Source organism: Brevundimonas sp., from assembly GCF_013823285.1.
Classification (GTDB): domain Bacteria; phylum Pseudomonadota; class Alphaproteobacteria; order Caulobacterales; family Caulobacteraceae; genus Brevundimonas.
This window is the reverse complement of sequence record NZ_PNLV01000039.1, coordinates 1-24,330: the sequence shown is the minus strand read 5'-3', so window position 1 is coordinate 24,330 and position 24,330 is coordinate 1. Positions and strand designations below refer to the sequence as shown.

Here is a 24,330-nt window from a genome sequence, read left to right as displayed (position 1 = left end):
GGGCAGGCCTTTGGCCAGATCCGGCGCCGCGTCGCGCACTGCGACCCCGCACCAGCCGAGGCGGGCCGACAATTGCGCGGGCGCCGTGACCTTGGCGGCCAGAGGCTCCACGCCGTCGGGCCATGCGGGCGGCGGTGCGTCGGAGCCGGCCCAGTGGGCGGCGGCGCGGGCGTCCAGGGCGGCGTCCAGATCGTCGCCCAGCGCCGCGGCCAGCGCGGCTTCATAGCCCCGCTCGGCCCGCACCTGATCCAGCGCCGGCGGAAAGTCCCGCTTGGCGGCGGTCAGCAGCTGGGCCAGCCCCCGCGCCTCGGTCTGCAGACGACCCAGCCGGTCCTCCAGCTTGCGGGCGTTCTGCCGGGCCTCGGCCTCGGCGCGGGCGGCGTCGCCACGGGCGGTCTCGGCGTTCTCCACCGCCTCGCGGGCGGTGCGCAGGTCCTCCAGCGCGGCGTCCAGCGAGGCGCGGGCCTCGGCGATCTCGGGCGTCTCCAGCGGGCCCAGCGCCTCCCGCTCGCGCCGGGCGTTGTCCAGGGTCTGGCGGGCGCGGGTCACGCGGGCCTCGGCGTCGCGCTTGCGGGCCGTCTCGGCGTTGGCGCGGGCCTCCACGGCGGCCAGCGCCCCGGCCTGGCGCTCCACCTCGCCGTCGGCCGCGGCGCGGGCCTCCTCGGCGGCCTTCAGCGCGGCCTCCAGCTCCGGCCCCCGCTGGGGCGCGGCGGCGATCTCGGCCTGCACGGCTTCCAGCTCGGCGGCCAGCCGCGCCAGCTCCCGCTCCGCGTCCGCAGCGGCGTCCTGCTCGCGCCCGGCGTCGGCGGCGATGCGCGCCTGATCGGCGGTGATGCGCGCGATCTCCTCCAGCACGGCCTGTTCCGCCATGTCCAGCCTGTCCCGCTCAAGAGTCGCGCGGTGCAGCAGGGCGGCGGCCACCGCGTCCTCCTCCCGGGCTGGCTTGAGGGCTTCCTGGGCGGCCAGCGCAGCGGTCTGGCCCCGCGTGGCGTCCCGAGTGGCCTCGGCCACCGCCTGATCCGCCTCGGCCAGCTCAGCCTTCGCGGCCTCGGCCGCCATGCGCGCGTCGTTCCAGCGCACATAGAGCAGGGCCGCCTGCAACGCCCGGATCTCGGCGGAGATCTTCTTGTACTTCTCGGCCTGACGCGCCTCGCGCTTGAGGCGGGCGAGGGTGGTCTCCAGCTCGCGGCTGATGTCGTCCAGCCGGTCCAGATTGGTCTCGGCGGCCCGCAGCCGCAGCTCGGCCTCGTGTCTGCGGGTGTGCAGGCCCGCCACCCCGCCCGCTTCCTCAAGGATGCGGCGGCGGTTCTGGGGCTTGGCGGCGATCAGCTCCGAGATCTGGCCCTGACGCACCAGCGCCGGCGAGTTGGCCCCGGTGGAGGCGTCGGCGAACAGCAACTGCACGTCGCGGGCGCGCACCTCCTTGCCGTTGACCTTGTAGGTGGAGCCCTGACCCCGATCGATCCGGCGCGACACCTCCAGCAGGGGCGCATCGGTGAACGGCTGGGGCGCCCGGCGCCGGGCGTTGTCGATGGTCAGCAGCACCTCGGCGTGGTTGCGGCTGGGCCGCCCCGACGCCCCCGCGAAGATCACGTCGTCCATGCCCTGGCCGCGCATGGCCTTGGCCGAGTTGGCGCCCATGACCCAGCGCAGGCTCTCCAGCACATTGGACTTGCCGCAGCCGTTGGGCCCGACGATGCCCGTCAGACCCGGCTCGATATGGAATTCCACCGGGTCCACGAAGGACTTGAAGCCCGCGATGCGAAGGCGGAGGAATTCCACGGCCGATCAGCCGCCCTGTTCGATCAGGGGCGCGATGGCGGCCTCAAGACTGGCCAGGCCGCCCTCGACCCGCTGGCCGTTGACGAAGAAGGTGGGGGTGCCTGTCACGCCCGCCGCCACGGCCCCGCGAATAGAAGCGATCAGCCCCGCATCAGCTTCGGGATCGTTCAGGCAGGTCTCCAGCTGATCCGGTCCCAGTTCGCCTGCTTGCGCCGCGCCCAGAAGCCATCCGGCCGCGTCGCGGCTGGCGTACATCTGCTCCTGGCCCGACATGAGCGCATCGATGACAGCGGGAAACTGCTCCGCCGTCGCGCAGCGCGCCACCAGCGCCGCGGTCTGCGACAGGTTCTGCGGAGCTGTCGGCAGATCGCGATAGACGAACCGGACCTGGCCCGTGTCGATGAAGCGCGCCTTGAAGGCCGGATAGACCTGTTCATGCCAGTCGGCGCAGTGGCCGCAGGTGAACGAGGCGTACCCGATCACCGTCACAGGCGCGTCCGGATCGCCAAGAATGCGATCTGAGGCCGTCACCGCCGGAACCGGCGCGGCCGCTATCACCGGCGCGTGGTCGTGGCCGGAGTGGGCCCCGCCGGCCGTCTGGGCCGCGGCGCCCGAAGGGGCGGCGACGGTCAGGATCGCTGCCGCGATGAAATATGCGGCGCGGTTCACGCTCAGCCCTCGGCTTCCAGCAGCGGGTCGATCACGGCGGCCAGGCCTTCCAGCGACGAATCGCTGACGTGGCGGCCGTTGACGGTGAAGTAGGGTGTGCCCGTCACGCCCGCGCGAACAGCCGCCTGGACCCGCTGGTCCATGGCCAGGATGGCGTCCTGATCAGTGACGCACCGGGTGAACTCTTCCTGGCTCAGGCCTGCATCGGCGGCGATGCGCACAAGCGCCGCCCGACCCTGGCCCTGGAAGATTTCAGGCTGGGCGCGCATGATCTGGTCCACCACCTCGAAATACCGATCCTCGCCCGCGCAGCGCGCCAGCAGGAAGCCGGCCACGGCGATGTCCTGGGGCGGGGTGGGCAGTTCGCGGAAGACAAAGCGGACGCGGTTGTTGTTGACGTAACGCTCCTCGAACTCGGGCTTCACCTGCTCGTTCCAGGCGGCGCAGACGCCGCAGGTGACCGAGGCATACTCCACCACCGTGACGGCGGCGTCCTCGCCGGCGCCCTTGGTCATGTCGCCCTCGGCGGGCGCGGACACGCCGCCGCCCCCGCAGGCGGCCAGGGCCAGGGTCGCGCCGACGGCGGCGATCATCGCGGCGCGGCGGTTCAGGAAGGTCGGGCGCATGGGCGGCTCCTCAAAACGATGAATTCGGCATGATCGCGCGATTCTCGGGCGTCGCGCGCTGGTCCCACAGTCGAGAACAAGGACGGCGAAGGTTTGTCAACGCTGATCGCCGCGCGTGTTGCGCATCACCGCTCGCCCCAACTTCAGCAGGGCGCTCTTCACCGCGTCCGGGGCGGCGTCCACGGAGCGGGCCAGCTCGGCTTCCGCAGCGGCGTCCAGCGGCGGCGCCGCGCGGCTCCGGCGGGTGGGGGAGGCGGGATCGACCAGGCCGCGCACGGGCCCTTGGGATATCCGCAGCTTCTCCACAGCCCCCGCGCCCAGAAACAGGTTCACCCGCTCGATGATCTCGGCGGACTGATGCTGGACCAGCAGGGCGGCGGCGCCCGCCACACGCAGCTCCAGCGCGCCGCCCGCATTGCCCCGGCCCTTGGTCAGCTTCACCGGCTCGGTGACCCGGGCCAGCCGGTCGCCGACGATCTCGCGCCAGCGGGGCTGCAGCGCCTCGGCCCCGCGCCCGTATTTCTTGTCCAGTTCACGGATGAAGGGCGCCAGCGACCGGCCGACCGGCGGGGCCGGGCGAGGCGCGGGCCGCGTCCGCTTGCGCGACAGAATCTCGCGGACCTCGGCGTCTGTGGGCAGTTGGCGGGCCATGGCCCTATATAGCCCCGATCATGACGCCGGACTCACCCCAATTCGTCGATGCGGTTCGTGCGGCCCTGCTGGACTGGTACGACGCCCACGCCCGCGCCCTGCCGTGGCGCACAGGGCCGCACGAGCGCGCGGCCGGGCTTCGGCCCGACCCGTACCGCGTCTGGCTGTCCGAGGTGATGCTCCAGCAGACCACCGTGCCCCACGCCACCGCATACTTCATCGACTTCACCCGGCGCTGGCCGACCGTGGCTGATCTGGCGGCGGTGGAGGACGGCGATCTGATGGCCGCCTGGGCCGGGCTGGGCTACTACGCCCGCGCCCGCAACCTGCTTGCGTGCGCCCGCGCCGTGGCGGGAGAGCATGGCGGTGTGTTTCCGGATCACGAGACAGGGCTGCTGGCCCTGCCGGGGGTGGGCGCCTACACCGCCGCCGCTGTGGCCGCCATCGCCTTCGACCGGCCTGCCAATGTCGTCGACGGCAATGTGGAGCGGGTCACCGCCCGCCTGTTCGCGGTGGAGTCGCCGCTGCCCGCCGCCAAGCCGGAGCTGAAGCGTCTGGCCGCCACGCTGGTGCGCGAGGATCGGCCCGGCGACTGGGCCCAGGCCTTGATGGATCTGGGCGCGACCGTCTGCCGCCCGAAGGCGCCCCTGTGCGACCGCTGCCCGCTGGCGTTCGGCTGCGCCGCCTTCCGGACCGACGATCCGGGGCGCTATCCGCTCAAGACGAAGAAGGCCGCCCGGCCCCGGCGCAAGGGCGCGGTGTTCGTGCTGCGGGACGGGCAGGGGCGGGTGGCGCTGGAGCGTCGACCGGACAAGGGCCTGCTGGGCGCCATGCTGGGCTTGCCCACCAGCGGCTGGGACGAGGCCGGCGCCGGCGTCGAGGCCGCGCCGGTTCAGGCTGCCTGGCGACCGACCGGCGCGGTGGAGCACGTCTTCACCCACTTCGCCCTGACCCTGACGGTGTTCGAGGCGACGGGGCAGGGCGACTTCATCTGGACCGACGAGGACGAGGCCGCCCGGGCCCTGCCCAGCGTGTTCAGGAAAGCGCTGCGGCCGCCGCGATCTTCTCGGGCGAGCGGCGCAGCATCAGGGTGAACCCCACCGCCAGCGCGGCGGGCAGCACGGCCCAGATCATCCCCGCCACCGCCAGACCCGTGGCGATGGCCCACAGGGCGCCGACGATGAATTCGGCGATGCCGACGAGGATCGAGCCCTTGCTGCCCTTCTGAAAGTCGCGGCGCTGGGCCGGCTTCTGACGCCAGATATTGATCAGGCCCGCCGAGGCCGAGGCGGCCAGGCAGCCGATCAGAACGACGCCGGTCGCCAGCGGCGCGATCACCGCCAGCCCCGCCAGCGCCAGCGCCGTCAGCCCCATGGCCGGGATCAGGGCGGCGTACAGCTTGGCCCGGTCCACCCGGCCCTGCTGGACCGGCGCCGACCGCAGGAGCTCCGGGCTGTCCTCCGCCGATATGGTGATCCACGAGAAGCTGCCGGCCAGCTGCCCGGCCATGATCACCACGGCCCCGGCGCCGAAGGCCACGCCCACGCCCGACTGGGCGTTGCGGAACAGGATGAAGCCCAGCGGCAACAGATACAGCAGCCGCAGCAGCACCTGGCTGAGCAGTTGCGGGTCGCGGGCCAGCAGGCGCAGTTCCTTCTGCACCATCACCCGGGTCAGGCCGCTGGCGAAGGCGCGGTCGGCGACGCGACGCGGTTTCGGGCCGGAACGGTCGCCCACGGCGGCGGCGGCGTTCTCGGCGAAGCGTCGCGCCAGAACCCGGATCGTCACGGCGAACATCAACAGCGACGCGGCGACGAACAGGATCAGGGGCAGGGCCTCGCCCAGCAGGGCGCGCAGGGCCCAGGTTCCCCAGCCGCCGTCCTGGAAGGCGTCCGAGGCGGCCCAGGACTGGAACAGCTCGGCCAGGGCGCCGGCGCCTTCCCCGTCATCGCGCGGGCGGGTGAAGTTGTAGACCTGGCTGGCCAGAAAGGCGGAGGCGCCCACCACCCCGGCGGTGATCTGGGCCACCACGCGGGTGCGGCGCGGGCCGATCAGGCTGAACAGGGCCATGGTCAGACCCAGGCCCATGGTGGTGGCGATCAGGGTCAGGCCCGCGATCAGGCCGTAAAGGGTCAGCCAGTGGGGCTGGCCCAGCGCCCAGGCCGCCAGCACGAAGGGCGTCACCAGCAGATAGTAGAGCAGCCCCGTCGTCGCCGCGATGGCGGCCAGCCGCACCGTCAGCACCACCCGCGGCTTCAGGGGCGAGGACATCAGCAGGTCCAGATCGCCGCGCTGATAAAGGGCCTGCACCGAGGCATTGATGGCGTGGGTCAGCATCAGGGTCAGGATTGCGCCCATGGCGCCGGTGGCGATCAGGGCGGCCATGGACCCGGGCCCCAGGGGAAACCGCCAGACCAGAAACGCCAGACCCACCCCGCCGCCGACAAGGCCCAACAGGCCGACGCCCACCAGCAGGATCAGGACCGCCTTGCTGCCGCTGAGGCCTTCCTTCTTCTCTGCGGACTTGCCGTCCATGCCGCGCCAGGTCAGCCGCACCTCGTGCGCCAGCAGCCAGGGGACCGAGCCCGCCTTCAGAAACCGGATCATGCGGGTGCGGGACCGGAGGTCAGGTCGAGGAACACGTCCTCCAGCGTTCCGCCCTGACGGCCGGCGCGCGCGCCCAGTTCGGCAAGGCTGCCTTCGACCAGCAGGCGTCCGTGCTGGATGATGCCGATACGGTCGGCCATGCGCTCGGCCACGTCGAGGATGTGCGTTGTCAGGATCACCGTCGCCCCGGTGCGCACCTTCTCCTGCAGCACGTCCTTGACCTGACGGGCCATGGCGGCGTCCAGACCCGTCAGTGGTTCGTCCAGCATCAGCAGGCGCGGCTCATGGATCAGGGCCCCGGCCAGCGCCGCCTTCTGTTTCATGCCGCGCGAAAAGCCCTCGCACCGCTCGCCCCGATGCTCCCACAGGGCCAGCCATTCCAGCAGCTCCTGGGCCCGCTTGCGCGCGGTCTTCGCGTCCACGCCCCACAGGCCAGCCACGAACTCAAGATACTCCATGGGCGTCAGCTTGTCGTAGAGCATCGGTTCGTCCGGCAGCCAGGCGATCATGCGCTTGGCCGCCACCGGATCGGCCACGGCGTCCACGCCGAACACGCGGATCTCGCCCGCCGTGGGCCGGGTCAGGCCCGCCACCATGCGCAGGGTCGTGGTCTTGCCCGCGCCGTTGGGGCCGAGCAGGGCGTACAGTTCACCGGCGCGTACAGTCAGATCCAGATCATCCACCGCGGGGCGGGCGAAGACCTTCTTCAGGCCGCGCAGCTCCAGCGCGGCGACATCCGGTGAACTCATTTACGCATCCCCTGTCGTCACCCGACGGTGACGCGCGCGGGGCAGGGCGTCAACGCGTCACTGCATCCCGGCCCGCATCTGGGTGCGCAGGTCGTCGATGAGCTGGAAGCCGCGGTCGGTCTTGTAGCGCCAGAAGGTCCAGCCGTTGCAGGCCGGGGCGTTGTCCAGCAGGGCGCCCAGCTTGTGGATCGAGCCGGTCAGATCGCCGTGGGCCAGGCTGCCGTCGGCGCGCACGCGCGCCTCGCGCTCGCCCTTGGGGCAGTACAGACGGTCGCCGGGACGCAGCAGGCCGGCCTCCACCAGGGCGCCGAACGGCACCCGCGGTTCGGCCTTCTTGGAGCCCATCACCGCCAGGTCCTCGGGGGCGGCCGGAACCACGGCCTGGATGCGTTTCTCCGCGACCTTCGCGTAGGCCTCCTCGCGCTCGATGCCGATGAAATGACGGCCCAGACGCTTCGCCGCCGCGCCGGTGGTGCCGGTGCCGAAGAAGGGGTCCAGCACCACGTCGCCGGGGCGGGTGGCGGCCAGCATGACCCGGTGCAGCAGGGCCTCGGGCTTCTGGGTCGGGTGCGCCTTCTTGCCCTCCTCGTCCTTGATCCGCTCCTCGCCGGTGCAAAGGGCGAAGGTCCAGTCGGAGCGCATCTGGGTGTCTTCGTTGAAGGCCTTCAGGGCGTCGTAGTTGAAGGTGTAGCGCTTCTGCTCGCGGCTGCGCGCGGCCCAGATCAGGGTCTCGTGCGCATTGGTGAAGCGGGTGCCCTTGAAGTTGGGCATGGGGTTGGATTTGCGCCAGATGATGTCGTTCAGCACCCAGAAGCCCAGGTCCTGGATCGCGGCGCCCAGTCGGAACACATTGTGATAGCTGCCGATCACCCAGATGGAGCCCTCGGGCTTCAGCACCCGGCGGCACTCGCTCAGCCAGGCGCGGGTGAAGGCGTCATAGGCGGCGAAGCTCTCGAACTGGTCCCAGTCGTCGTCGACCGCATCCACCTTCGAATTGTCCGGCCGCAGCAGGTCGCCCCCCAGCTGCAGATTATAGGGCGGGTCGGCGAAGACCATGTCGACGCTGGCGTCGGGCAGGCCCTTCAGCACTTCGATGCAGTCGCCCCTCAGAACGACATCGGTCTTGATACTCATGGTCGAAGGGCCCCGCGTGAACTGTAACGCTCACACTGGTGAATCATCGCGGTTAAGGACCGGTTGATTCCGTCGCGCTTGCGCCCCCACGTTGACGCTTTAGGGTCCGCGACCAGTTCAGAATCTCATTGGGGGGCTTCCGTTGTCCGTTCTTTCCCGTCTGGCGACCACGGTCGCCGCCGCCTGCCTGATCGCCGCGCCCGCCATGGCCCAGGACGCCGGGGCGATCCGCACCGCCGAAACCCTCCGCGACCGGGCGCTGGAGGGCACCATCGCCTATGAAATTGTCGAGCAGATCACCACCCGCTTCGGCCCGCGCATGGCGGGGACGGAGTCCGAGCGCGCTGCGGCGGCGTGGGGCGAAGGCTACATGCGCGACCTCGGTCTGCAGAATGTGCGGATTCACGAGTTCCCCCTGGCGGTCTGGACCCGGGGCGTCGAGCAGGTCGAGGTGCTCTCGCCGTTCCCGCAGCCGCTGACCGTCACCGCCCTGGGCGGCGCCATGGCCACCCCGGCGGACGGGGTCACCGGCGAGGCCGCGATCTTCCGGACCTATCAGGATCTGCTGGACCAGCCGGAAGGCGCGCTGGCGGGCAAGATCGCCGTGGTGCTGCAGGACACGCCCCGGGCCCAGGACGGGCGCGGCTACGGCTCCACCTCGGTGATCCGGTTCCAGGGACCGACCGAGGCGGCGCGGCGGGGGGCGGTGGGCTTTCTGTTGCGCTCGCTGGGCACCCACGATCACCGCTTCGCCCACACGGGCGCCACGTCAGTGAGCGACGACGCCGTGCCCGCCTTCGCCATCAGCCCGCCCGACGCGGACCAGCTGGCCCGCATGGCCGCCATGACCGACGAACCGATCCGCATCCGCCTGTTCTCCACGGCGGGCTTCACCGGCCACGCCTATTCGCAGAACGTCATCGCCGAGGTCGTCGGGCGTGAGCGACCCGAGGAAATCATCACCATCGGCGGCCATCTGGACAGCTGGGACCTGGGCACCGGGGCCATCGACGACGCGTCGGGCATCGGCATCACCACCGCCGCGCTCAAGCTGATCGCCGACCTGCCCGAGCGTCCGCGCCGCACCATCCGCGTGGTCTGGTGGGGCGCCGAGGAAGTCAGTCAGCCGGCTCCCGCCCAGGGTCTGGCGGGCGCGCGCGCCTATGCGGACTCCATCGGCGATGAAGCGGCGAACCATGTGGCGATTTCGGAAAGCGATTTCGGCGCCGGCCCGATCTACGCCCTGGGCCTGCCCGAGGGCATGAGCGGGACCGCGTTCCAGCGCGCGGCGATGCGGGTGCTGACGCCGCTGGGCATCGTCTGGGACGGCGCGCCTGCACGGGGCGGCGGACCGGACACCGGCCCGACCGTGGCCTTGGGGGTGCCCGCCTTCCGGCTGGCGCAGGACGGCACGGACTATTTCGACGTGCACCACACGGTGGATGACGTGATCGACCGCATCGAGCCCGAGAACCTGGACCAGAACGTCGCCGCCTGGGCCGCGCTGCTGTGGCTGATCGCGGATTCGGATGTGGATTTCAGAGCGGCGGCTGAATAGGCGCCGCAGAGATCGGAATCAGGCCGCGTCGGAAACGACGACGGCCTTTTTCTTGCGCGGCGCAGGCGTCTTCTTGGGCGGCGCGGCGTCTTGCCGACTTTCGATCTCGCCGTCGATCTGGGGCATGATGTCGCTGGCGGCGATCTTCTGCGCGGGCAAGCCATGCTCCAGAAGACGCGAGGCGTTGGTCCGCAGAACCTTGAGTTCCGCATCGGACATACGCGGGATCATGTCGGTGAGCGCCATGGTTTGAGGCCCTTTCTGAAAGAGGGGGCCTCAGGGCTGGCGCGCGAGGCGCCAGCCCTTCAGCTGATTGAAACCGATCTCGACCACCACGGTTTCCCCCACTTCCGGCGGAGAGGACGGATCCTCCCGCACGGGAAGCACGGTGACGTGGTGTCCGTTGACCAGCTTTACGCGGCGACGCCCTGAGGGAAGGACGCGAACGACCTCTCCATCGAAGGCGATCGCCGTGTGATCCCGATCGACGGCGGTGAACGCCGGATCGGGATCGTCATGCAGTTTATCCGCGATTACGCGGACTGCAGTTGGCCGGCGGATTCCTTGCCCGAACGCGCGTCGCGCTCCAGCTCGTAGGAAACCTTCTGGCCTTCGTTCAGCGAGTTCATGCCCGCGCGCTCAACGGCCGAGATGTGCACGAACACATCCTTGCCGCCGTCGGTGGGCTCGATGAAGCCGAAGCCCTTGGTGGGGTTGAACCATTTAACGGTGCCGGTAGCCATATCATGACCTCCTGTAGGCGTTGGCCGCAGGGGACATCCCTGTTCGGCCTGTCGGGTCTGAATGGAAACGGCTGGCCTCAATGCGTCGCATAGAAGAACGGGGCGTTACGCAAAGAGATCGACCAACCCAATGTGGCGGAAAACGAGGGCGAAAGCAAGGCGTAAGGGGAATCTCGACGTCGGACCCCCGAAAGGCTACGGCTCAGCGAGCGCGAGCGTGGCGAAACTGGTAGACGCAAGGGACTTAAAATCCCTCGGCCTTTGGTCATGCGGGTTCGACCCCCGCCGCTCGCACCATGCCATGTCTCTCGGCGTCATTGAACTGTCAGGTCGGGCCGCTAGAAGGGCCGCGAACCGATTAGAGAGAGTCCCCATCGTGAAACGCCTGAGCGCCGCCTTCGCGGCCCTGACCGTCGCGGCTGCCGCGTCCACTGCCGCGGCTCAGTCCGGCCAGTCCCGGCCCGCGACCAGCGCTGAACCGCCCGCGCTGGTGGTCATGATCGTGGTGGACCAGTTCAGCGCCAACCTGTTCAACCAGCACCGCGCCCGTTTCACCGGCGGCCTGCGCACCCTGATCGATCAGGGGCGGGTCTATCCCAACGGCTATCACGCCCACGCGGCCACCGAGACCTGTCCCGGTCACGCCACCATCCTGACCGGCGTGCATCCGGCCACGGCGGGCATTCCGGGCAACGACTGGCATGACGCCGAGGCAGGTGCGAAGACCTATTGCCTCGCCTCGGAGACCGCGACCCTGGCGCATGTTCCCGAAGGGGGCGAGCCCACCGACAACGGGCCTGTGGGGCCCGAACGCCTGGACGCCTCCACCCTGGGCGACTGGCTCAAGGCGGTCAGCCCCGACAGCCGCGTGTTCGCCGTTTCCGGCAAGGACCGGGGCGCCATTACCCTTGCGGGCCATCAGGGCGACGGCGCCTTCTGGCTGACCGACGACTTCGGCTTCACCACCTATGTGCGGCCCGGCGAGACGGCGGAAGTGCGTCTGGCCCCCGTGGCCGAATTCAACGCCGATCTGCGGCGGGGCATGAGCATTGGCGAGCTGACGTGGGACTACACATCTGAACAATGCCGCGCCCTGGAGGCCGACTGGACCATCAGCGGCCGGCCGTTCCGGGCCGCCCTGCCGCCCGCCCGATTCGCCGTGGACGTGTCGCCGATCCTCGACGAGATCACCCTCGACGGCGCCGCCATGCTGATCGACACCCAACAACTGGGCCAGCGCGGCGTCACCGACATCCTCGGCGTCAGCCTGTCGGCCACCGACCGCATCGGTCACACCTTCGGCAGCCAGGGGCCGGAGATGTGCGAACAGATGCTGCGCCTGGACTTGGCGCTGGGCCAGTTCCTCGAGCGGCTTGAGCAACTGCCCGGCGGCGTGGTCGTGGCCCTGACCGCCGACCACGGCGGCGGCGACTTCCCCGAGCGCTGGGCCGCGCAAGGCTTCACCGAGGCGCGCTGGGGCGGCTACGACCTCATGACCGGCGGCAATGCGGCCATGCGCGCGCAGTTCGATCTGGATCATGATCCTCTGTTCTTCAACAGCGGCTTCTATGTGGTGGACGCCGAGGGCCGCGGCATGGCCGGACCTGAACGCGCGGAGATCGCCGCCGCCGCCGCCGCGTGGTTCTCGCAACAGCCCCTCGTGGCCGCCGCCTTCACCCTGGACGACATTCTGGGTGACCCCATGCCGCCGCGCGATCTTAGCGTCCAGGAGCTGACCCTGCGCCAGCGTCACCGCCTGAACGCCGTGGCGGGCCGATCGGCCGACGTGCTGGTTTCGCTGGATCCCGGCGTCATGCCGGGGCAGGGGCGTCCCAACGCCTATGTCTCGGGCCACGGCACGCCGTGGGACTATGACCGCCGCGTCCCGATCCTGTTCTGGACGCCCGGCGGCGAAGGGCAGGAGCGGGTTCTGCCCATCGCCACCATCGACATCGCGCCGACCCTGGCGGCCGTCATCGGCGTCGACCCCGAGGGCCAGATGGACGGCCGCTGCCTCGAACTGGGCTGGGGCGACGCGCCCGCCTGTCCATCCGGGGACTGAGGCGCGCGCATAACTTCATGTTTCGCGTGAAGGACCTCGTCTTTCATAGGGCGGGATTCAACGGCACAAGGGACAGGCAAACCCTTTCACCCGTGGAACCCGTATGAACAGAGCCCGGCGCGCGCGCATCGTCGCCACCCTCGGTCCCGCCAGCCGGGCGCCCGGAACCGTCAAGGCCCTGGCCCAGGCGGGGGTGGACGTGTTCCGCCTCAACTTCAGCCACGGCTCCCACGAGGATCACGCCGCCGCCCTCAAGGCCGTTAGGGGCGCCGAGATGGCGCTGCAACGCCCGTTGGGCGTGCTGGCCGACCTGCAGGGGCCCAAGCTGCGTCTGGGGCGGTTCCGGGACGTGGAGATCGCCGTCACGCCGGGCCAGCGCCTCCGTCTGGATCTCGACGAGACCCCCGGCGACGAGACCCGCGTGTGCATGCCGCACCCGGAAATCTTCAAGGCCCTGCGCGAGGACCATCTGCTGCTGCTGGACGACGGCCGCGTGCGTCTGAAGGTGGTCAAGCGTCACGACACCTGGGCCGATGTGGAGGTCCTCAGCGGATCGAAGCTGTCGGACCGCAAGGGCGTGGCCGTGCCCCAGGCCGTCATCCCCGTCTCCGCCCTGACGCCCAAGGACCGCGAGGACCTGGCCTTCGCCCTGCGCATCGGCGTGGACTGGGTGGCGCTCTCGTTCGTCCAGAAAGCGGAGGACATGGCCGAGCTGAAGCGGCTCGTGAACGGCAAGGCCGCCTGCCTGGCCAAGATCGAGAAGCCCGCCGCCCTCACCGAGCTGGGCGCCATCCTCGACTATTCGGACGGGGTCATGGTGGCGCGCGGCGATCTGGGGGTCGAGCTGGACCCCGAGGATGTGCCCGTGGCCCAGAAGCAGATCCTGCGCATGGCCCGCCAGCGCGGCGTGCCGGCCATCGTCGCCACCCAGATGCTGGAATCCATGACCAGCGCGCCGGCGCCCACCCGGGCCGAGGCCTCGGACGTGGCCAATGCGGTCTATGAGGGCGCCGACGCCCTGATGCTGTCAGCGGAGACCGCCTCGGGCGACTATCCGCTGGAATCCGTCGCCATGATGAACCGCATCATGGAACGGGTGGAGAGCGATCCCCTGTGGCCCGGCCTGATGGACGCCGAGCATGCGGGCATGGACGAGCACGATGTGGACGCCCTGGTCGCCGCCGCGCGCAAGGCGGCCGAGGCGTCCTCAACGGCCTGCATGGTGGTGTTCACGACCTTGGGCGGCACGGCCCGCCGCATGGCGCGCGAACGGCCTCTGCAGCCCATCCTGGCCCTGACCCCCAATCCCGACACCGCCCGGCGCCTGGCCCTGGTCTGGGGGCTGGAGCCCCGTCTGGGCCGCCAGCCGGAGTCGCTGGAGCAGGTCACCGACGATGCCGTGCAGGCCGCCATGGACTATGGACTGGCCGAGCCGGGCCAGCGCGTTCTGATCCTCGCCGGCACCCCCTTCGGCGCCCCCGGCGCCGCCAACCTCCTGCGTCTGGCCCACGCTCCCGCCAAGGCGAAGCGGAAGCGCAAGTCGTAACTCTCCTCCCCGCGTGCGGGGAGGGGGACCGCGCGGGCCACTCAGCCCGCGTGGTGGAGGGGGCGGCTCGCTGCAAACCAATCAAGCCGCCAATCCTTTCCGCTCGCGCCGCCCCTCCGTCACGGGCGCTGAATCGCGCCCGCCCCACCTCCCCATCCCAGGTGACGGGGAGGAGAGGCTTTTCATCGTCCTCCGCACCCCCCACACTGCCCCCCCTCTTTCGGGTGAGGCGGCATGATCAAATACATCGGCTCAAAGCGCGCCCTGCTGGCGGACATCGCCCGGACGGTGCGCGGTCTGTTGCCAAATGGCGGAACGGTCTGCGACCTGTTCAGCGGCACCGCCCGCGTGGGCCACGCCCTCAAGGGCGAGGGTTTCACCGTCCACGCCAACGACCTGAACGCCTACGCTCACATGCTGGCCATCTGCTATGTCCAGGCCGATCGCGACCGCTGGGCCGACAAGGCCGAAAAGGTCATCGCCGAACTCTCCGCGCTTAAAGGCGAACCCGGCTGGTTCACAAAGGCCTGCTGCGAGGACGCCCGGTTCTTCCACCCCCGCAACGGCGCCCGCATCGACGCCATGCGCGAGCGGATCGAGACCATGGGGCTGGAGCCTGAACTCAAGGCCATCGCGCTCGTTTCGCTGATGGAGGCCGCCGACCGGGTGGACTCCACCGCCGGTCTGCAGATGGCCTATATGAAGCAATGGGCGCCCCGCGCCCTCAAGGACATCGCGCTGCGCATGCCGGCGCTGCAGCCCGCCGTGTCCGGCCCCTGCCGGGCCACGCGCGCCGACGCGCTGGAGATGGCCGGGCAGGTGCAGGCCGATCTGGTCTATCTGGACCCGCCGTACAACCAGCACTCCTACCTGGCCAATTACCACGTCTGGGAAAGTCTGGTCCTCTGGGACAAGCCCGAGACCTACGGCATCGCCAACAAGCGGGTGGACGTGAAGACCCGCAAGAGCCCCTTCAACAGCCGCCCCGGCATCCGCGAGGCCATGCGCACGGTGATCGAGCGGCTGGACGCGCCCAATCTGATCGTCTCGTTCAACGACGAGGGCTATCTGTCCCGCGACGATCTGGTGGCCATGCTGTCAGGCCGCGGCCACGTCCAGGTCATCGAGATCGCCCGGCCGCGCTATGTGGGCGCGCGCATCGGCATCCATAATCCGAAGGGCGAGAAGGTGGGCGCCGTCGGTCGCCTGCGGAACGTCGAATATCTATTCGTCGCCACCGAGCAGCCCGTGACCCTGGCGGCCGCCGCATGACCGGGGAACGTCACGGAGCTGTCTTCGTTAGGCATCCCATGGATCAGCCGTTGTCGCACCGTTCGCCCGTCGCCCGCGTCAGCCACGCCGACGCCTTCGACACCCTGGCCGCCTGGCGCCCGCCGGAGCCGCGTCATCCCCGCTTCGGCGCCGCCAACGACTGGGCCGACGCGCCCTCCGAGACAGCCGCGCCTGATCAATCAACTATTGATTGGAAGTGGGGAGATCCCATCTCGGCCAATGCGATCGCCATCGGTGGGGCCTTGTTCTTCGCCCTTCTCGGCGCCCTTTTCGGCAACGCCCTTCAGCTCTGAATCTCTCCTCCCCATGAATGGGGAGGAGAACGCGGTCAGGCGTCTTCCAGCAGGGCCCGGATCGGCGCCCAGGTGCGGCGGTGTTCGGGGCAGGGGCCGTGCTCGCGCAGGGCCTGTTGATGAACCGGGGCGTTGTAGCCCTTGTGGCCGGCGAAGCCGTACTGCGGATACAGCCCGTCCAACTCCACCATCACCCGGTCCCGCGCCGTCTTGGCCAGGATCGAGGCCGCTGCGATGGATAGCGACAGGCCGTCGCCGCCCACCACCGTCTTCACCGGGCAGGGCAGGGCGAAGGGATGGTTGCCGTCCACCAACGCCACCACCGGCGTCACCGACAGTTGCTCGATGGCCCGGCACATGGCCAGGCCCGTGGCCTTGAGGATGTTCACGTCCTCGATCTCCCGCGCCGAGGCGAAGCCCACGCCCCAGGCCACCGCCCGCGCCTTGATCTCGATCTCAAGTCTTGCGCGAGCATTAGCTGTCAGGACTTTGGAATCATTCAAACCGTCCGGCAGATCGTCCGGGTTCAGGATCACCGCCGCCGCCGACACCGGCCCGGCCCATGGCCCGCGCCCGGCCTCGTCCACGCCGCACACGGGCGCGGCGCACAGGGCCTCCAGCGTCATGTTGGGCGAGAGCGACATCAGCGGGCCATAGCCTTTACAGGCGCGTGGCGAAAGCACACGGTCTGGTGATCGTTGACCATCCCCACCGCCTGCATGAAAGCGTAGGTGATGACCGGTCCGCAGAACTTGAAGCCGCGCGCCTTCAGCGCCTTGGCCATGGCCTGCGACTGCGGCGTCTGGGTCGGCGCCTCGCGGAAATCGGTCCAGTCGCCCTGCACCGGCGCCCCGTCCACGAAGCTCCACAGCCAGGCCGAAAAGTCCTCGCCGTTATCCCGCATGTCCAGCCAGATGCGCGCCCCGCCGATGGCCGCGTCGATCTTGGCCCGCGAGCGGATGATGCCCGGATCCGCCAGCAGCCGCGCCCGGTCCTCGTCGCCGTAGCGGGCCACCTTTTCCGGGTCGAACCCGTCGAAGGCCGCGCGCAGGGTCTCGCGCTTTCTCAGGATGGTGATCCACGCCAGCCCGGCCTGGAACCCGTCCAGCACCAGCTTCTCCCACAGGGCGCGGGCGTCGTACTCGGGCACGCCCCATTCCTCGTCGTGATAGGCCACATACAGCGGATCGCTTCCGCACCATCCGCACCGACCTGACCTGTCCGATTCGCTCATGGGGGCAGGGTGCGGCCGACCCCCTCCCACGATCAAGTCACGCCGGGGCGATCCACCCCGGCGGCCGGGCCGTCACCGGCCGCCCGTCCACGGTCAGGACGCCGTCCATGCGGTCCAGCCGCATCAGGGCCATGGCCATGCCGTCGCGGCCCGACAGCACCTCGCCCGCGCGCAGCTCCCCGTTCAGCACCTCGGCGCCGAAGGGCGGCGGCGGGCCCTCGAAGGCGATGGGGAGCATGCGGCTCTTGATGGCGCCGCGCCGCTTCATCCGCGAGGTGGTCTCCTGACCCACGAAGCAGCCCTTCCTGAAATCGATGCCGTTCAGCAGGTCCAGATCAGCCTCGATGGGATAGGTCTTGTCGTCCGGCGCATCGCGCGCCGGGTCGGGCACGCCCAGCGCCAGACGGTGCGCCGCATAGTCATCCTCGCTCGCGCCCGGCGCCCACCCGCCGCCATACGCCCGCCCGCCCAGCGCGGGCAGGCGCGGGTCGGGCGTGAAGCCGTCCGCCGCGCCGCCCCACGCCGCGAACACCGGCTCGTCCGACGCCGCCACCTCAACCTTCGCCCGCAGCTTGTACAGGCTCAGCCGCTGCATCAGCGCCTCGCGCCGGTCGGCCGGAACATCCAGCAGCACTCCGTCCTCCAGACCCAGCAGGAACAGATCCATCAGCATACGCCCCGGCGGCGACAGCAGGGCGCCGTAGCGCAGAACGCCCGGCATCAGCGTCTCCACGTCCTGGGTCAGCAGGTTGTGCAGGAAAGGCCGGGCGTCCGGCCCGGTGACGCTGACCACGGCGCGGTCGGTCAGTTTCGCGATCTGAAGGCTCATGACGGTGGATATAGGCCGAATGTGGCGGCGGGGGAGGGCGAAACCGGCCATCCCGCGCGTTATGATCACCGCAATGAACAAACCCTTCCCGATTCTGTATATCGCCGAGGCGGACGCGGAGGCCGCGATCCTGTCCTCGGGCGTGCTCGCGTACCTGACCGACAGCGTGCCGAATGCGGTGTTCACCGTTGTGGGCTCGCGCGCGTCCGCGCCCCTGTTCGCCGACCTGCCGGGGCTGGAGCGCCTGGTCGTGCTGGAACGGGAAGGGCGTCTGGACTGGATCGGCCTGTGGAACCAGCTGCGCGGGACCGATTGGGGCCTGATCGTGGACCAGCGCGGCAGCCAGATCTCCGGCCGCCTGCGCCGCCAGAAGCGCGCCGTCCGCGTCGCGCCGGAGCCGACCGAAGACCCGGTCCATGCGGTGGTCGAGGCCGCCCGCGTGCTGCAACTGGATGAGACGCCGGTGCCCCGCCTGTTCTTCGGCGAGGAGACCCGCGCCGCCGCCGACGCCCTGATCGGTCCTGTCGAGGGCCCGGTGCTGGCCGTCGGGCCGGGCGTGGACTGGATCGGCAAACGCTGGCCTGCGGAACGCTTCGCCAAGGTGGCGGCCGCCCTGCTGGGCGACGGCGGCCCCTTGGCGGGCGGGCGCCTGCTGATCGTGGGCGATCAGGCCGACCGGGACGCCGCCCACACCATCCGCTTCGCCGTGCACCGCCACCGGGTGATCGAGGCCCAGGGCAAGCTGACGCCGCTGCAGACTGCCGCCGCCCTGTCCCGGGCCAACCTCTATCTGGGCGCGGACTCCCTGTGGACCCAGCTGGCCGTGGCCGCAGGCGTGCCGTCGGTCGCCGTGTTCGGCCCGTCGGACGAGACCCGCGTGGGCCCGTGGAGCGGACGCTCCGTGCGCGGCCCCCGCGCGCTTGAGGATTTCCGCGTCATCGACCCGGGCCTGAACCAGCACATCCAGCACATGATGGACCTGCCCGTGGAACCCGTGCTTCAAACGGCGCGCGACCTGCTGGCGCAGCGGCGGGCCGAAACGCCGGAAGCGGAGACAGCCGATGAACAGCTATGACCTGATCGTTCGCGGGGGCGAGGTGGCCAACCACGCCGGACGCGGCCGCGCCGATGTGGGCGTGAAGGACGGCAGGATCGCCGCCATCGGCGACCTGTCGCAGGCGGACGCGGGCGAGATCGTGGACGCCGCGGGCCTGACGGTCCTGCCCGGCGTCATCGACACCCAGGTCCACTTCCGCGAACCGGGCCTTGAGTGGAAAGAGGATCTTGAGACCGGCTCCCGCGCCGCCGCCCTGGGCGGGGTCGTCGCCGTGTTCGAGATGCCGAACACCAATCCCAACACCACCGATCCGGCCACGCTGGAAGACAAGCTGCACCGCGCCCGCGACCGCATGTGGACCGACCACGCCTTCTACATCGGCGGCACCCACGAGAACGCCGACTATCTGGGCGAGCTGGAGCGGCTGCCCGGCTGCTGCGGGGTCAAGGTGTTCATGGGCGCCTCCACCGGCGACCTGCTGATCGCCGACGACGACGGGGTCCGCAAGGTGCTCAGGAACGTGGCCCGCCGCGCCACCTTCCACTCCGAGGACGAATACCGGCTGGAGGAGCGCCGCAACCTGGCCCGCGCCGGCGACTGGACCAGCCACCCGGAGGTGCGCGACGCCGAAAGCGCCATCCTGTCCACCCGCCGTCTGGTGGGCCTCGCCCGCGAGGTGGGCCGCCGCATCCACGTGCTGCACGTCACCACGGCGCAGGAAATCGAATACCTTGCCCAGCACAAGGACGTGGCCACCGTCGAGGTGACGCCCCAGCACCTGACGCTGGAAGCGCCCGAGGCCTATGAACGCCTCAAGGGTCTGGCCCAGATGAACCCGCCCATCCGCTCGGCCGAGCACGTGGCGGGCCTGTGGCGCGGCATCGATCAGGGAATCGTCGACGTGCTGGGCTCGGACCACGCGCCCCACACGCTGGAGGAGAAGGCCCGGCCCTATCCCGCCTCGCCCTCGGGCATGCCGGGCGTCCAGACCCTGGTCCCGGTCATGCTGACCCATGTGGCCAACGGCAAGATGACCCTCGAGCGCTTCATCGACCTGACCTCGGCGGGCGCCCAGCGTATCTTCAACATCGCCGGCAAGGGCCGTCTGGCCGTGGGCTACGACGCCGACCTGACCCTGGTGGACCTGAAGGCGAAGCGCACCATCACCCACGCCGACATGGCCACCCGCTCCGCCTGGACCCCCTTCGACGGTTTCGAGGCTGTCGGCTGGCCCATGGCCACCATCGTGCGCGGCCGCGTAGTCATGAAGGACGGCGCGCTGATCGGCTCGGCCCACGGCCGCCCGGTGCGCTTCCAGGAAACGCTTTCGGCCTGAACTCTCCTCCCCATTCATGGGGAGGGGGACCGCGCGGGCGACTCAGCCCGCGTGGTGGAGGGGGCGGCTGGATTTTTCAGAACGAGTCGCCAATCCCTCGCCGCCCGCGCCGCCCCCTCCGTCACGGGCGCTGGGTCGCGCCCGCGCCACCTCCCCATGAAATGGGGAGGAGAAACGGCTCATCCCTTTGCCGCAACGCCCGCCGCCCGCTATATCCCACCGCTTCCCCGAACCGCGTACGGACACCATGGCCCGCATTCTCGTCACCTCGGCTCTGCCCTACATCAACGGCGTCAAGCATCTGGGCAACCTGGCGGGCTCCATGCTGCCCGCCGACGTGTGGTCGCGGTTCAAGCGGGCCCAGGGCCACGAGGTGCTCTATGTCTGCGCCACCGACGAGCACGGCACCCCGGCCGAGCTGGCCGCCGCCGCCGCCGGCCAGGACGTGAAGACCTATTGCGACGAACAGCATCAGGTCCAGAAGGCCGCGGGCGAGGCCTTCGGCCTCAGCTATGACGTGTTCGGCCGCTCCTCCAACGCCCCCAACCACCGCCTGACCCAGCATTTCGCACAGGTGCTGGAGGACAACGGCCTGATCGAGGAGCGGGTGGATCGCATGATCTACTCCATCGACGACGGCCGCTTCCTGCCCGACCGCTATGTGGAGGGGACCTGCCCCCACTGCGCCTATGAAAAGGCCCGCGGCGACCAGTGCGACAACTGCGGCCGCCTGCTGGACCCCACCGATCTGAAGGATCCCTATTCCGCCGTCTCCGGCAGCCGGAACCTTGAGGTGCGCGACACCCGCCACCTCTATCTGCTCCAGACGAAGGTGGCCGACAGGGTGCGCGGCTGGGTCGACGACCGCTCGCCCAGCTGGCAGCCGCTGGCCCGCTCCATCGCCTACAAGCATCTGGACGAGGGCCTGATCGACCGGGGCATCACCCGCGACCTCAAATGGGGCGTGCCGGTGGTTGGTCCTGACGGCGGCCCGCGCCCGGGGCTGGAGGGCAAGGTCTTCTACGTCTGGTTCGACGCTCCCATCGAATACATCGCCGCCACCGAGGAATGGGCCGAAAAATCGGGCGGCGACTGGCGCTCATGGTGGCGTCTGGACGCGGGCGCCGAAGACGTCCGCTACGTCCAGTTCATGGGCAAGGACAATGTGGCCTTCCACACGGTCAGCTTCCCGGCCACCATCCTCGGCTCCGGTGAGCCGTGGAAGACCGTGGACCAGCTCAAGGCCTTCAACTGGCTCAACTGGTACGGCGGCAAATTCTCCACCTCGCAGGGCCGGGGCGTGTTCATGGATCAGGCGCTGGAGCTGCTGCCCGCCGACTACTGGCGCTGGCGCCTGACCGCCTACGGGCCCGAACACGCCGACTCGTCGTTCACATGGGAGGACTTCCAGGCGTCGACCAACAAGGATCTGGCCGACGTGCTGGGCAATTTCGTCAACCGCATCGTCAAATTCGCCGAGAGCCGCTTCGACGGCGTGGTCCCCGACGGCGGCGAGCCCGGCCCGGTTGAGGCAAAACTGGAAGCCGACGTCACGTCGGCGCTGGCGACCCTGACCGCCGAGTTCGAGGCCATGGAGTTCCGCAAGGCCGGTCAGGCCCTGCGCGCCCTGTGGGTGCTGGGCAATGAGTATCTTCAGGAAGCCGCGCCCTGGACCGCCTTCAAGACCGACCGAGACCGCGCCGCCGTGGGCGTACGCACCGGCCTTAATCTGGTGGCCCTGTTCGCCCGCATCTCGGCGCCGGTGCTGCCGTTCACCGCCGAACGCATCGGCGCCACGGTGGGTCAGACCGACCTGAGCTGGCCCGAGCCGGGCGCCGCCCTGCTGGACGTGCTGCCGCGCGGCCGCCCGGTCTCGGCGCCCGAGGTGCTGTTCAAAAAGATCGAGGACGCCCAGGTGGCCGAATGGGCCGAGCGCTTCGGGGGCGGGGAGTAATCTCCCCACCGCTCAGCGGGTTATGAACCTGAGCGCCGCTCCGCCCCGCCCGGCAGGGCCTCTGCGGTGTGGCCGTTCTGCTCGCCCGCGTGGCGCAGATGCTTGGCCTGTTCCTCCGGTCCGATGTCCAGCCACGAGCCGATCATGAATTCATTGTGCGCCTCGGTGTGGCCCAGCCGCACGAGGGTCGAGCGATAGCCGTCCCAGATCATGTGCAGGGCCACGTACAGCACGATCAGCAGACCGATGTAGGCGATCCAGCGGTGCTTGTTCAGCAGCCGCGCGATGAAGGTGGCCGCCACGCCCATCAGGGCGATGGACAGGATCAGGCCGAACACCATGATCCACGGATGGTCATGGCTGGCGCCGGCCACCGCCAGCACATTGTCCAGGCTCATGGCCACATCGGCGATCATGATCTGCAGCAGGGCGGCCCCGAAGGTCTTGCGCTTGAGGCCCAGTTCCTCGGGCGTCGGGCCGCTGCCGTGTTCGATGCTGGCGGCCAGCTCCAGTTCCGCCTGGGCCTCCGCCTGGTCATGGGTGCGCTGCTCCTGAAGCTCGCGCCACATCTTCCAGCACACCCACAGCAGCAGGAACCCGCCCGCCATCAGCAGGCCGACGATGGCCAGAAGCTGGATGGTGATCAGGGCGAAACCGATGCGCAGCACCACCGCGGCGGCGAGGCCGATGATGATGGCCTTGCGGCGCTGCTCGGCGGGCAGGGCAGCGGCGGCCAGACCCACGGCCACGGCGTTGTCGCCGGCCAGCACCAGGTCGATCATCAGCACCTGTCCCAGGGCGACCATCTGGCTGGCGAATTCGGGGGAGGAGAAGAATTCGAACATCGCCGCTCTCTAGGCCCGCGCCGGGGCCATGCGCAACGGCTCGTTTCAGCCCTGCCGCTTCTGGGCCCGCGTCGCCTCGTAAAGCGCGATGGCCGCCGCATTCGACACGTTCAGACTCTCGAACCCGCCCGGCATCGGAATCTTCGCCAGAACCTCGCAGTGCTCGGCCACCAGCCGGCGGATGCCGTCGCCTTCGGATCCCATGACGATCACAGTGGGCCGGGCGTCGAGCGCCTCATCCAGCGTCATCTCCGCCGAGCCGTCCATGCCCACGGCGCGCCAGCCCAGATCCCCCAGCCGTTCCAGCGCCCGGCTCAGATTCGTCGCCCGCACGCAGGGCAGGCGCTCGGTCGCCCCCGCCGCCGCCTTGGCCAGCGCCCCGGCCAGCGCCGGCGAATGCCGGTCCTGCACCACGATGCCCTTCGCCCCGAACGCCAGGGCCGAGCGGAACACCGCGCCCACGTTCTGAGGATCGGTGATCTGGTCAAGCATGACGATCACGCCTTCAGCCGGGTCCGCGATCTCTTCAAGGGTCACGCCTTCGAGCGGCGCCCCCTTGAACACCAGCCCCTGATGCACCGCGCCGGGCGGGACCATGCGGGCCAGCGCCGGGCCGTCCATGACCTCGATCTGGTGGCCGTGGTTCAGGCCGCCGGCCGCCAGCTCCTCGGCCCGCTCCGGGGTGGCCAGCAGGCGGCCCATGCCCTTGCGCGCCGGATTGGCCAGGGCGGCCAGGACCGGGTGCCGGCCCCAGATCAGATTGTCCGGCTCCACCTTCTGCCGGGGCGGCCTCGGCGCCGAATCCCTCGGCCCGGTCGAGTCGCTTTTCGGCGCCCAGGTTCGTTCCGGCCGGGGTTTGAAGCCCTGCGTTTTCTTGGATTTCCGGTCGTTGCGTTCGCGGTTCGACGACACTATAAGACGCGCTCCGATTTGGGGGCCACCCGGCCCTCGGGTCCGGCGCCTCCCATATACGAGGCTGTCTGGAACACCGAGGGCTTTTGTTCGTATGGGTCACAACGACCTGTCCGGGCGAAGGCAGGGCGGTCCTGAAAGCGGCGCGTCGGGGGAATGTCCCGAGTGGCAAAGGGGGCGGACTGTAAATCCGCTGCGTAAGCTTCGTAGGTTCGAGTCCTACTTCCCCCACCACGCGCCCTTGCAGGATCGACCGACGGACGGCTTTCGGGTCGGAAACGGGTGCGGGCCTGCCCGCGCTCCATGCGCGGGTATAGCACAATGGTAGTGCAGCAGCCTTCCAAGCTGAGGATGTCGGTTCGATCCCGTCTACCCGCTCCAGTTTCTGCTGATTAATGCAAACACGCCCCTCCCTTACGACGCGGGACCTGGGCCACAGGAGTTTTGGCC

General features: G+C 69.9%; 23 protein-coding genes and 3 tRNA genes. 12 read left to right on the top strand and 14 right to left on the bottom strand.

The genetic code is table 11. The annotated features are described in order from the left end of the window. The 4 genes from C0461_RS07550 to C0461_RS07535 form a co-directional block, all read right to left on the bottom strand. The coding region (locus tag C0461_RS07550) for an AAA family ATPase (RefSeq protein ID WP_292105347.1) at positions 1-1,782 on the bottom strand (1,782 nt) is incomplete at its 3' end. Between the two features lie 6 nt (positions 1,783-1,788). Further along, entirely contained in the window at positions 1,789-2,451 is a 663-nt protein-coding gene (locus C0461_RS07545) for a DsbA family protein (RefSeq protein ID WP_292105344.1), read from the bottom strand. 2 nt (positions 2,452-2,453) lie between these two features. Further along, positions 2,454-3,077 (bottom strand): thioredoxin domain-containing protein, encoded by a 624-nt coding sequence (locus C0461_RS07540; protein WP_292105342.1) that lies wholly within the window; start codon positions 3,075-3,077, stop codon positions 2,454-2,456. A 96-nt stretch (positions 3,078-3,173) separates the two neighbouring features. After that, positions 3,174-3,728, bottom strand: a complete 555-nt coding sequence (locus tag C0461_RS07535; RefSeq protein WP_292105339.1) for a DciA family protein — start codon at positions 3,726-3,728, stop codon at positions 3,174-3,176. Positions 3,729-3,748: 20 nt separating this feature from the next. Between C0461_RS07535 and C0461_RS07530 the strand changes: the two genes are divergently transcribed. Continuing rightward, entirely contained in the window at positions 3,749-4,822 is a 1,074-nt protein-coding gene (locus C0461_RS07530) for an A/G-specific adenine glycosylase (protein WP_292105336.1), read from the top strand. Here C0461_RS07530 and C0461_RS07525 read toward each other — a convergent pair. Genes C0461_RS07525 through C0461_RS07515 form a run of 3 tightly spaced genes read right to left on the bottom strand, consistent with a single transcriptional unit; the run spans position 4,764 to position 8,218 of the window. Continuing rightward, entirely contained in the window at positions 4,764-6,335 is a 1,572-nt protein-coding gene (locus tag C0461_RS07525) for a hypothetical protein (RefSeq protein ID WP_292105334.1), read from the bottom strand. The genes C0461_RS07530 and C0461_RS07525 overlap by 59 nt on opposite strands. After that, entirely contained in the window at positions 6,332-7,084 is a 753-nt protein-coding gene (locus C0461_RS07520) for an ABC transporter ATP-binding protein (RefSeq protein WP_292105332.1), read from the bottom strand. The genes C0461_RS07525 and C0461_RS07520 overlap by 4 nt, the downstream gene beginning before the upstream one ends. Before the next feature lie 57 nt (positions 7,085-7,141). Next, positions 7,142-8,218 (bottom strand): site-specific DNA-methyltransferase, encoded by a 1,077-nt coding sequence (locus C0461_RS07515; protein WP_292105329.1) that lies wholly within the window; start codon positions 8,216-8,218, stop codon positions 7,142-7,144. Between the two features lie 142 nt (positions 8,219-8,360). On the opposite strand from C0461_RS07515, the gene C0461_RS07510 reads away from it, so the two are divergent. Further along, positions 8,361-9,776: a M28 family peptidase gene (locus C0461_RS07510; protein ID WP_292105327.1), complete on the top strand. Its 1,416-nt coding sequence runs from the start codon at positions 8,361-8,363 to the stop codon at positions 9,774-9,776. 18 nt (positions 9,777-9,794) lie between these two features. Here the strand turns inward: C0461_RS07510 and C0461_RS07505 are convergent, their stop codons facing one another. Both C0461_RS07505 and C0461_RS07500 read right to left on the bottom strand, forming a co-directional pair. Next, positions 9,795-10,022, bottom strand: a complete 228-nt coding sequence (locus C0461_RS07505; protein ID WP_292105325.1) for a hypothetical protein — start codon at positions 10,020-10,022, stop codon at positions 9,795-9,797. A 287-nt stretch (positions 10,023-10,309) separates the two neighbouring features. Next, entirely contained in the window at positions 10,310-10,519 is a 210-nt protein-coding gene (locus C0461_RS07500; RefSeq protein WP_021698339.1) for a cold-shock protein, read from the bottom strand. A 211-nt stretch (positions 10,520-10,730) separates the two neighbouring features. Between C0461_RS07500 and C0461_RS07495 the strand changes: the two genes are divergently transcribed. From C0461_RS07495 to C0461_RS07475, 5 genes are all read left to right on the top strand, one after another. Continuing rightward, positions 10,731-10,816: transfer RNA gene (locus tag C0461_RS07495), tRNA-Leu, on the top strand. Positions 10,817-10,895: 79 nt separating this feature from the next. Further along, entirely contained in the window at positions 10,896-12,581 is a 1,686-nt protein-coding gene (locus tag C0461_RS07490) for an alkaline phosphatase family protein (protein WP_292105322.1), read from the top strand. A 103-nt stretch (positions 12,582-12,684) separates the two neighbouring features. After that, positions 12,685-14,127, top strand: a complete 1,443-nt coding sequence (gene pyk / locus C0461_RS07485) for a pyruvate kinase (protein ID WP_292105321.1) — start codon at positions 12,685-12,687, stop codon at positions 14,125-14,127. Positions 14,128-14,361: 234 nt separating this feature from the next. After that, on the top strand, positions 14,362-15,399 hold the full coding sequence (locus C0461_RS07480; protein ID WP_292105319.1) for a DNA adenine methylase: 1,038 nt from the start codon (positions 14,362-14,364) through the stop codon (positions 15,397-15,399). Between the two features lie 38 nt (positions 15,400-15,437). Beyond that, positions 15,438-15,713, top strand: a complete 276-nt coding sequence (locus C0461_RS07475) for a hypothetical protein (protein WP_292105317.1) — start codon at positions 15,438-15,440, stop codon at positions 15,711-15,713. A gap of 35 nt (positions 15,714-15,748) precedes the next feature. Here C0461_RS07475 and C0461_RS07470 read toward each other — a convergent pair whose 3' ends face one another. From C0461_RS07470 to C0461_RS07460, 3 genes are read right to left on the bottom strand one after another with little or no spacing between them, the layout of a single operon-like run. Continuing rightward, entirely contained in the window at positions 15,749-16,357 is a 609-nt protein-coding gene (locus tag C0461_RS07470) for a ribonuclease HII (RefSeq protein WP_292105314.1), read from the bottom strand. Further along, a complete protein-coding gene (locus C0461_RS07465) occupies positions 16,357-16,947 on the bottom strand; it encodes a DNA-3-methyladenine glycosylase I (RefSeq protein ID WP_292105313.1) in 591 nt (196 codons plus the stop codon). The genes C0461_RS07470 and C0461_RS07465 overlap by 1 nt, the downstream gene beginning before the upstream one ends. Before the next feature lie 37 nt (positions 16,948-16,984). Continuing rightward, positions 16,985-17,776, bottom strand: coding sequence for a folate-binding protein (locus C0461_RS07460; RefSeq protein ID WP_292105310.1), 792 nt, complete (start codon positions 17,774-17,776; stop codon positions 16,985-16,987). A 73-nt stretch (positions 17,777-17,849) separates the two neighbouring features. On the opposite strand from C0461_RS07460, the gene C0461_RS07455 reads away from it, so the two are divergent. The 3 genes from C0461_RS07455 (at position 17,850) to metG (ending at position 22,123) form a co-directional block, all read left to right on the top strand. Further along, positions 17,850-18,851, top strand: coding sequence for a glycosyltransferase family 9 protein (locus C0461_RS07455; protein ID WP_292105309.1), 1,002 nt, complete (start codon positions 17,850-17,852; stop codon positions 18,849-18,851). Then, on the top strand, positions 18,838-20,169 hold the full coding sequence (locus C0461_RS07450) for a dihydroorotase (protein WP_292105307.1): 1,332 nt from the start codon (positions 18,838-18,840) through the stop codon (positions 20,167-20,169). The genes C0461_RS07455 and C0461_RS07450 overlap by 14 nt, the downstream gene beginning before the upstream one ends. A gap of 247 nt (positions 20,170-20,416) precedes the next feature. Continuing rightward, entirely contained in the window at positions 20,417-22,123 is a 1,707-nt protein-coding gene (gene metG / locus C0461_RS07445; RefSeq protein ID WP_292105306.1) for a methionine--tRNA ligase, read from the top strand. Positions 22,124-22,143: 20 nt separating this feature from the next. Here the strand turns inward: metG and C0461_RS07440 are convergent, their stop codons facing one another. Together C0461_RS07440 and rlmB are read right to left on the bottom strand one after the other, a co-directional pair. Further along, on the bottom strand, positions 22,144-22,968 hold the full coding sequence (locus C0461_RS07440; RefSeq protein WP_292105305.1) for a TerC family protein: 825 nt from the start codon (positions 22,966-22,968) through the stop codon (positions 22,144-22,146). Positions 22,969-23,013: 45 nt separating this feature from the next. After that, on the bottom strand, positions 23,014-23,742 hold the full coding sequence (gene rlmB, locus C0461_RS07435) for a 23S rRNA (guanosine(2251)-2'-O)-methyltransferase RlmB (RefSeq protein WP_292105303.1): 729 nt from the start codon (positions 23,740-23,742) through the stop codon (positions 23,014-23,016). A gap of 288 nt (positions 23,743-24,030) precedes the next feature. Here rlmB and C0461_RS07430 point away from each other — a divergent pair. Together C0461_RS07430 and C0461_RS07425 are read left to right on the top strand one after the other, a co-directional pair. Then, a tRNA-Tyr gene (locus C0461_RS07430) sits at positions 24,031-24,114 on the top strand. A gap of 73 nt (positions 24,115-24,187) precedes the next feature. Then, positions 24,188-24,261 (top strand) — tRNA-Gly (locus C0461_RS07425). Positions 24,262-24,330: the final 69 nt, after the last annotated feature.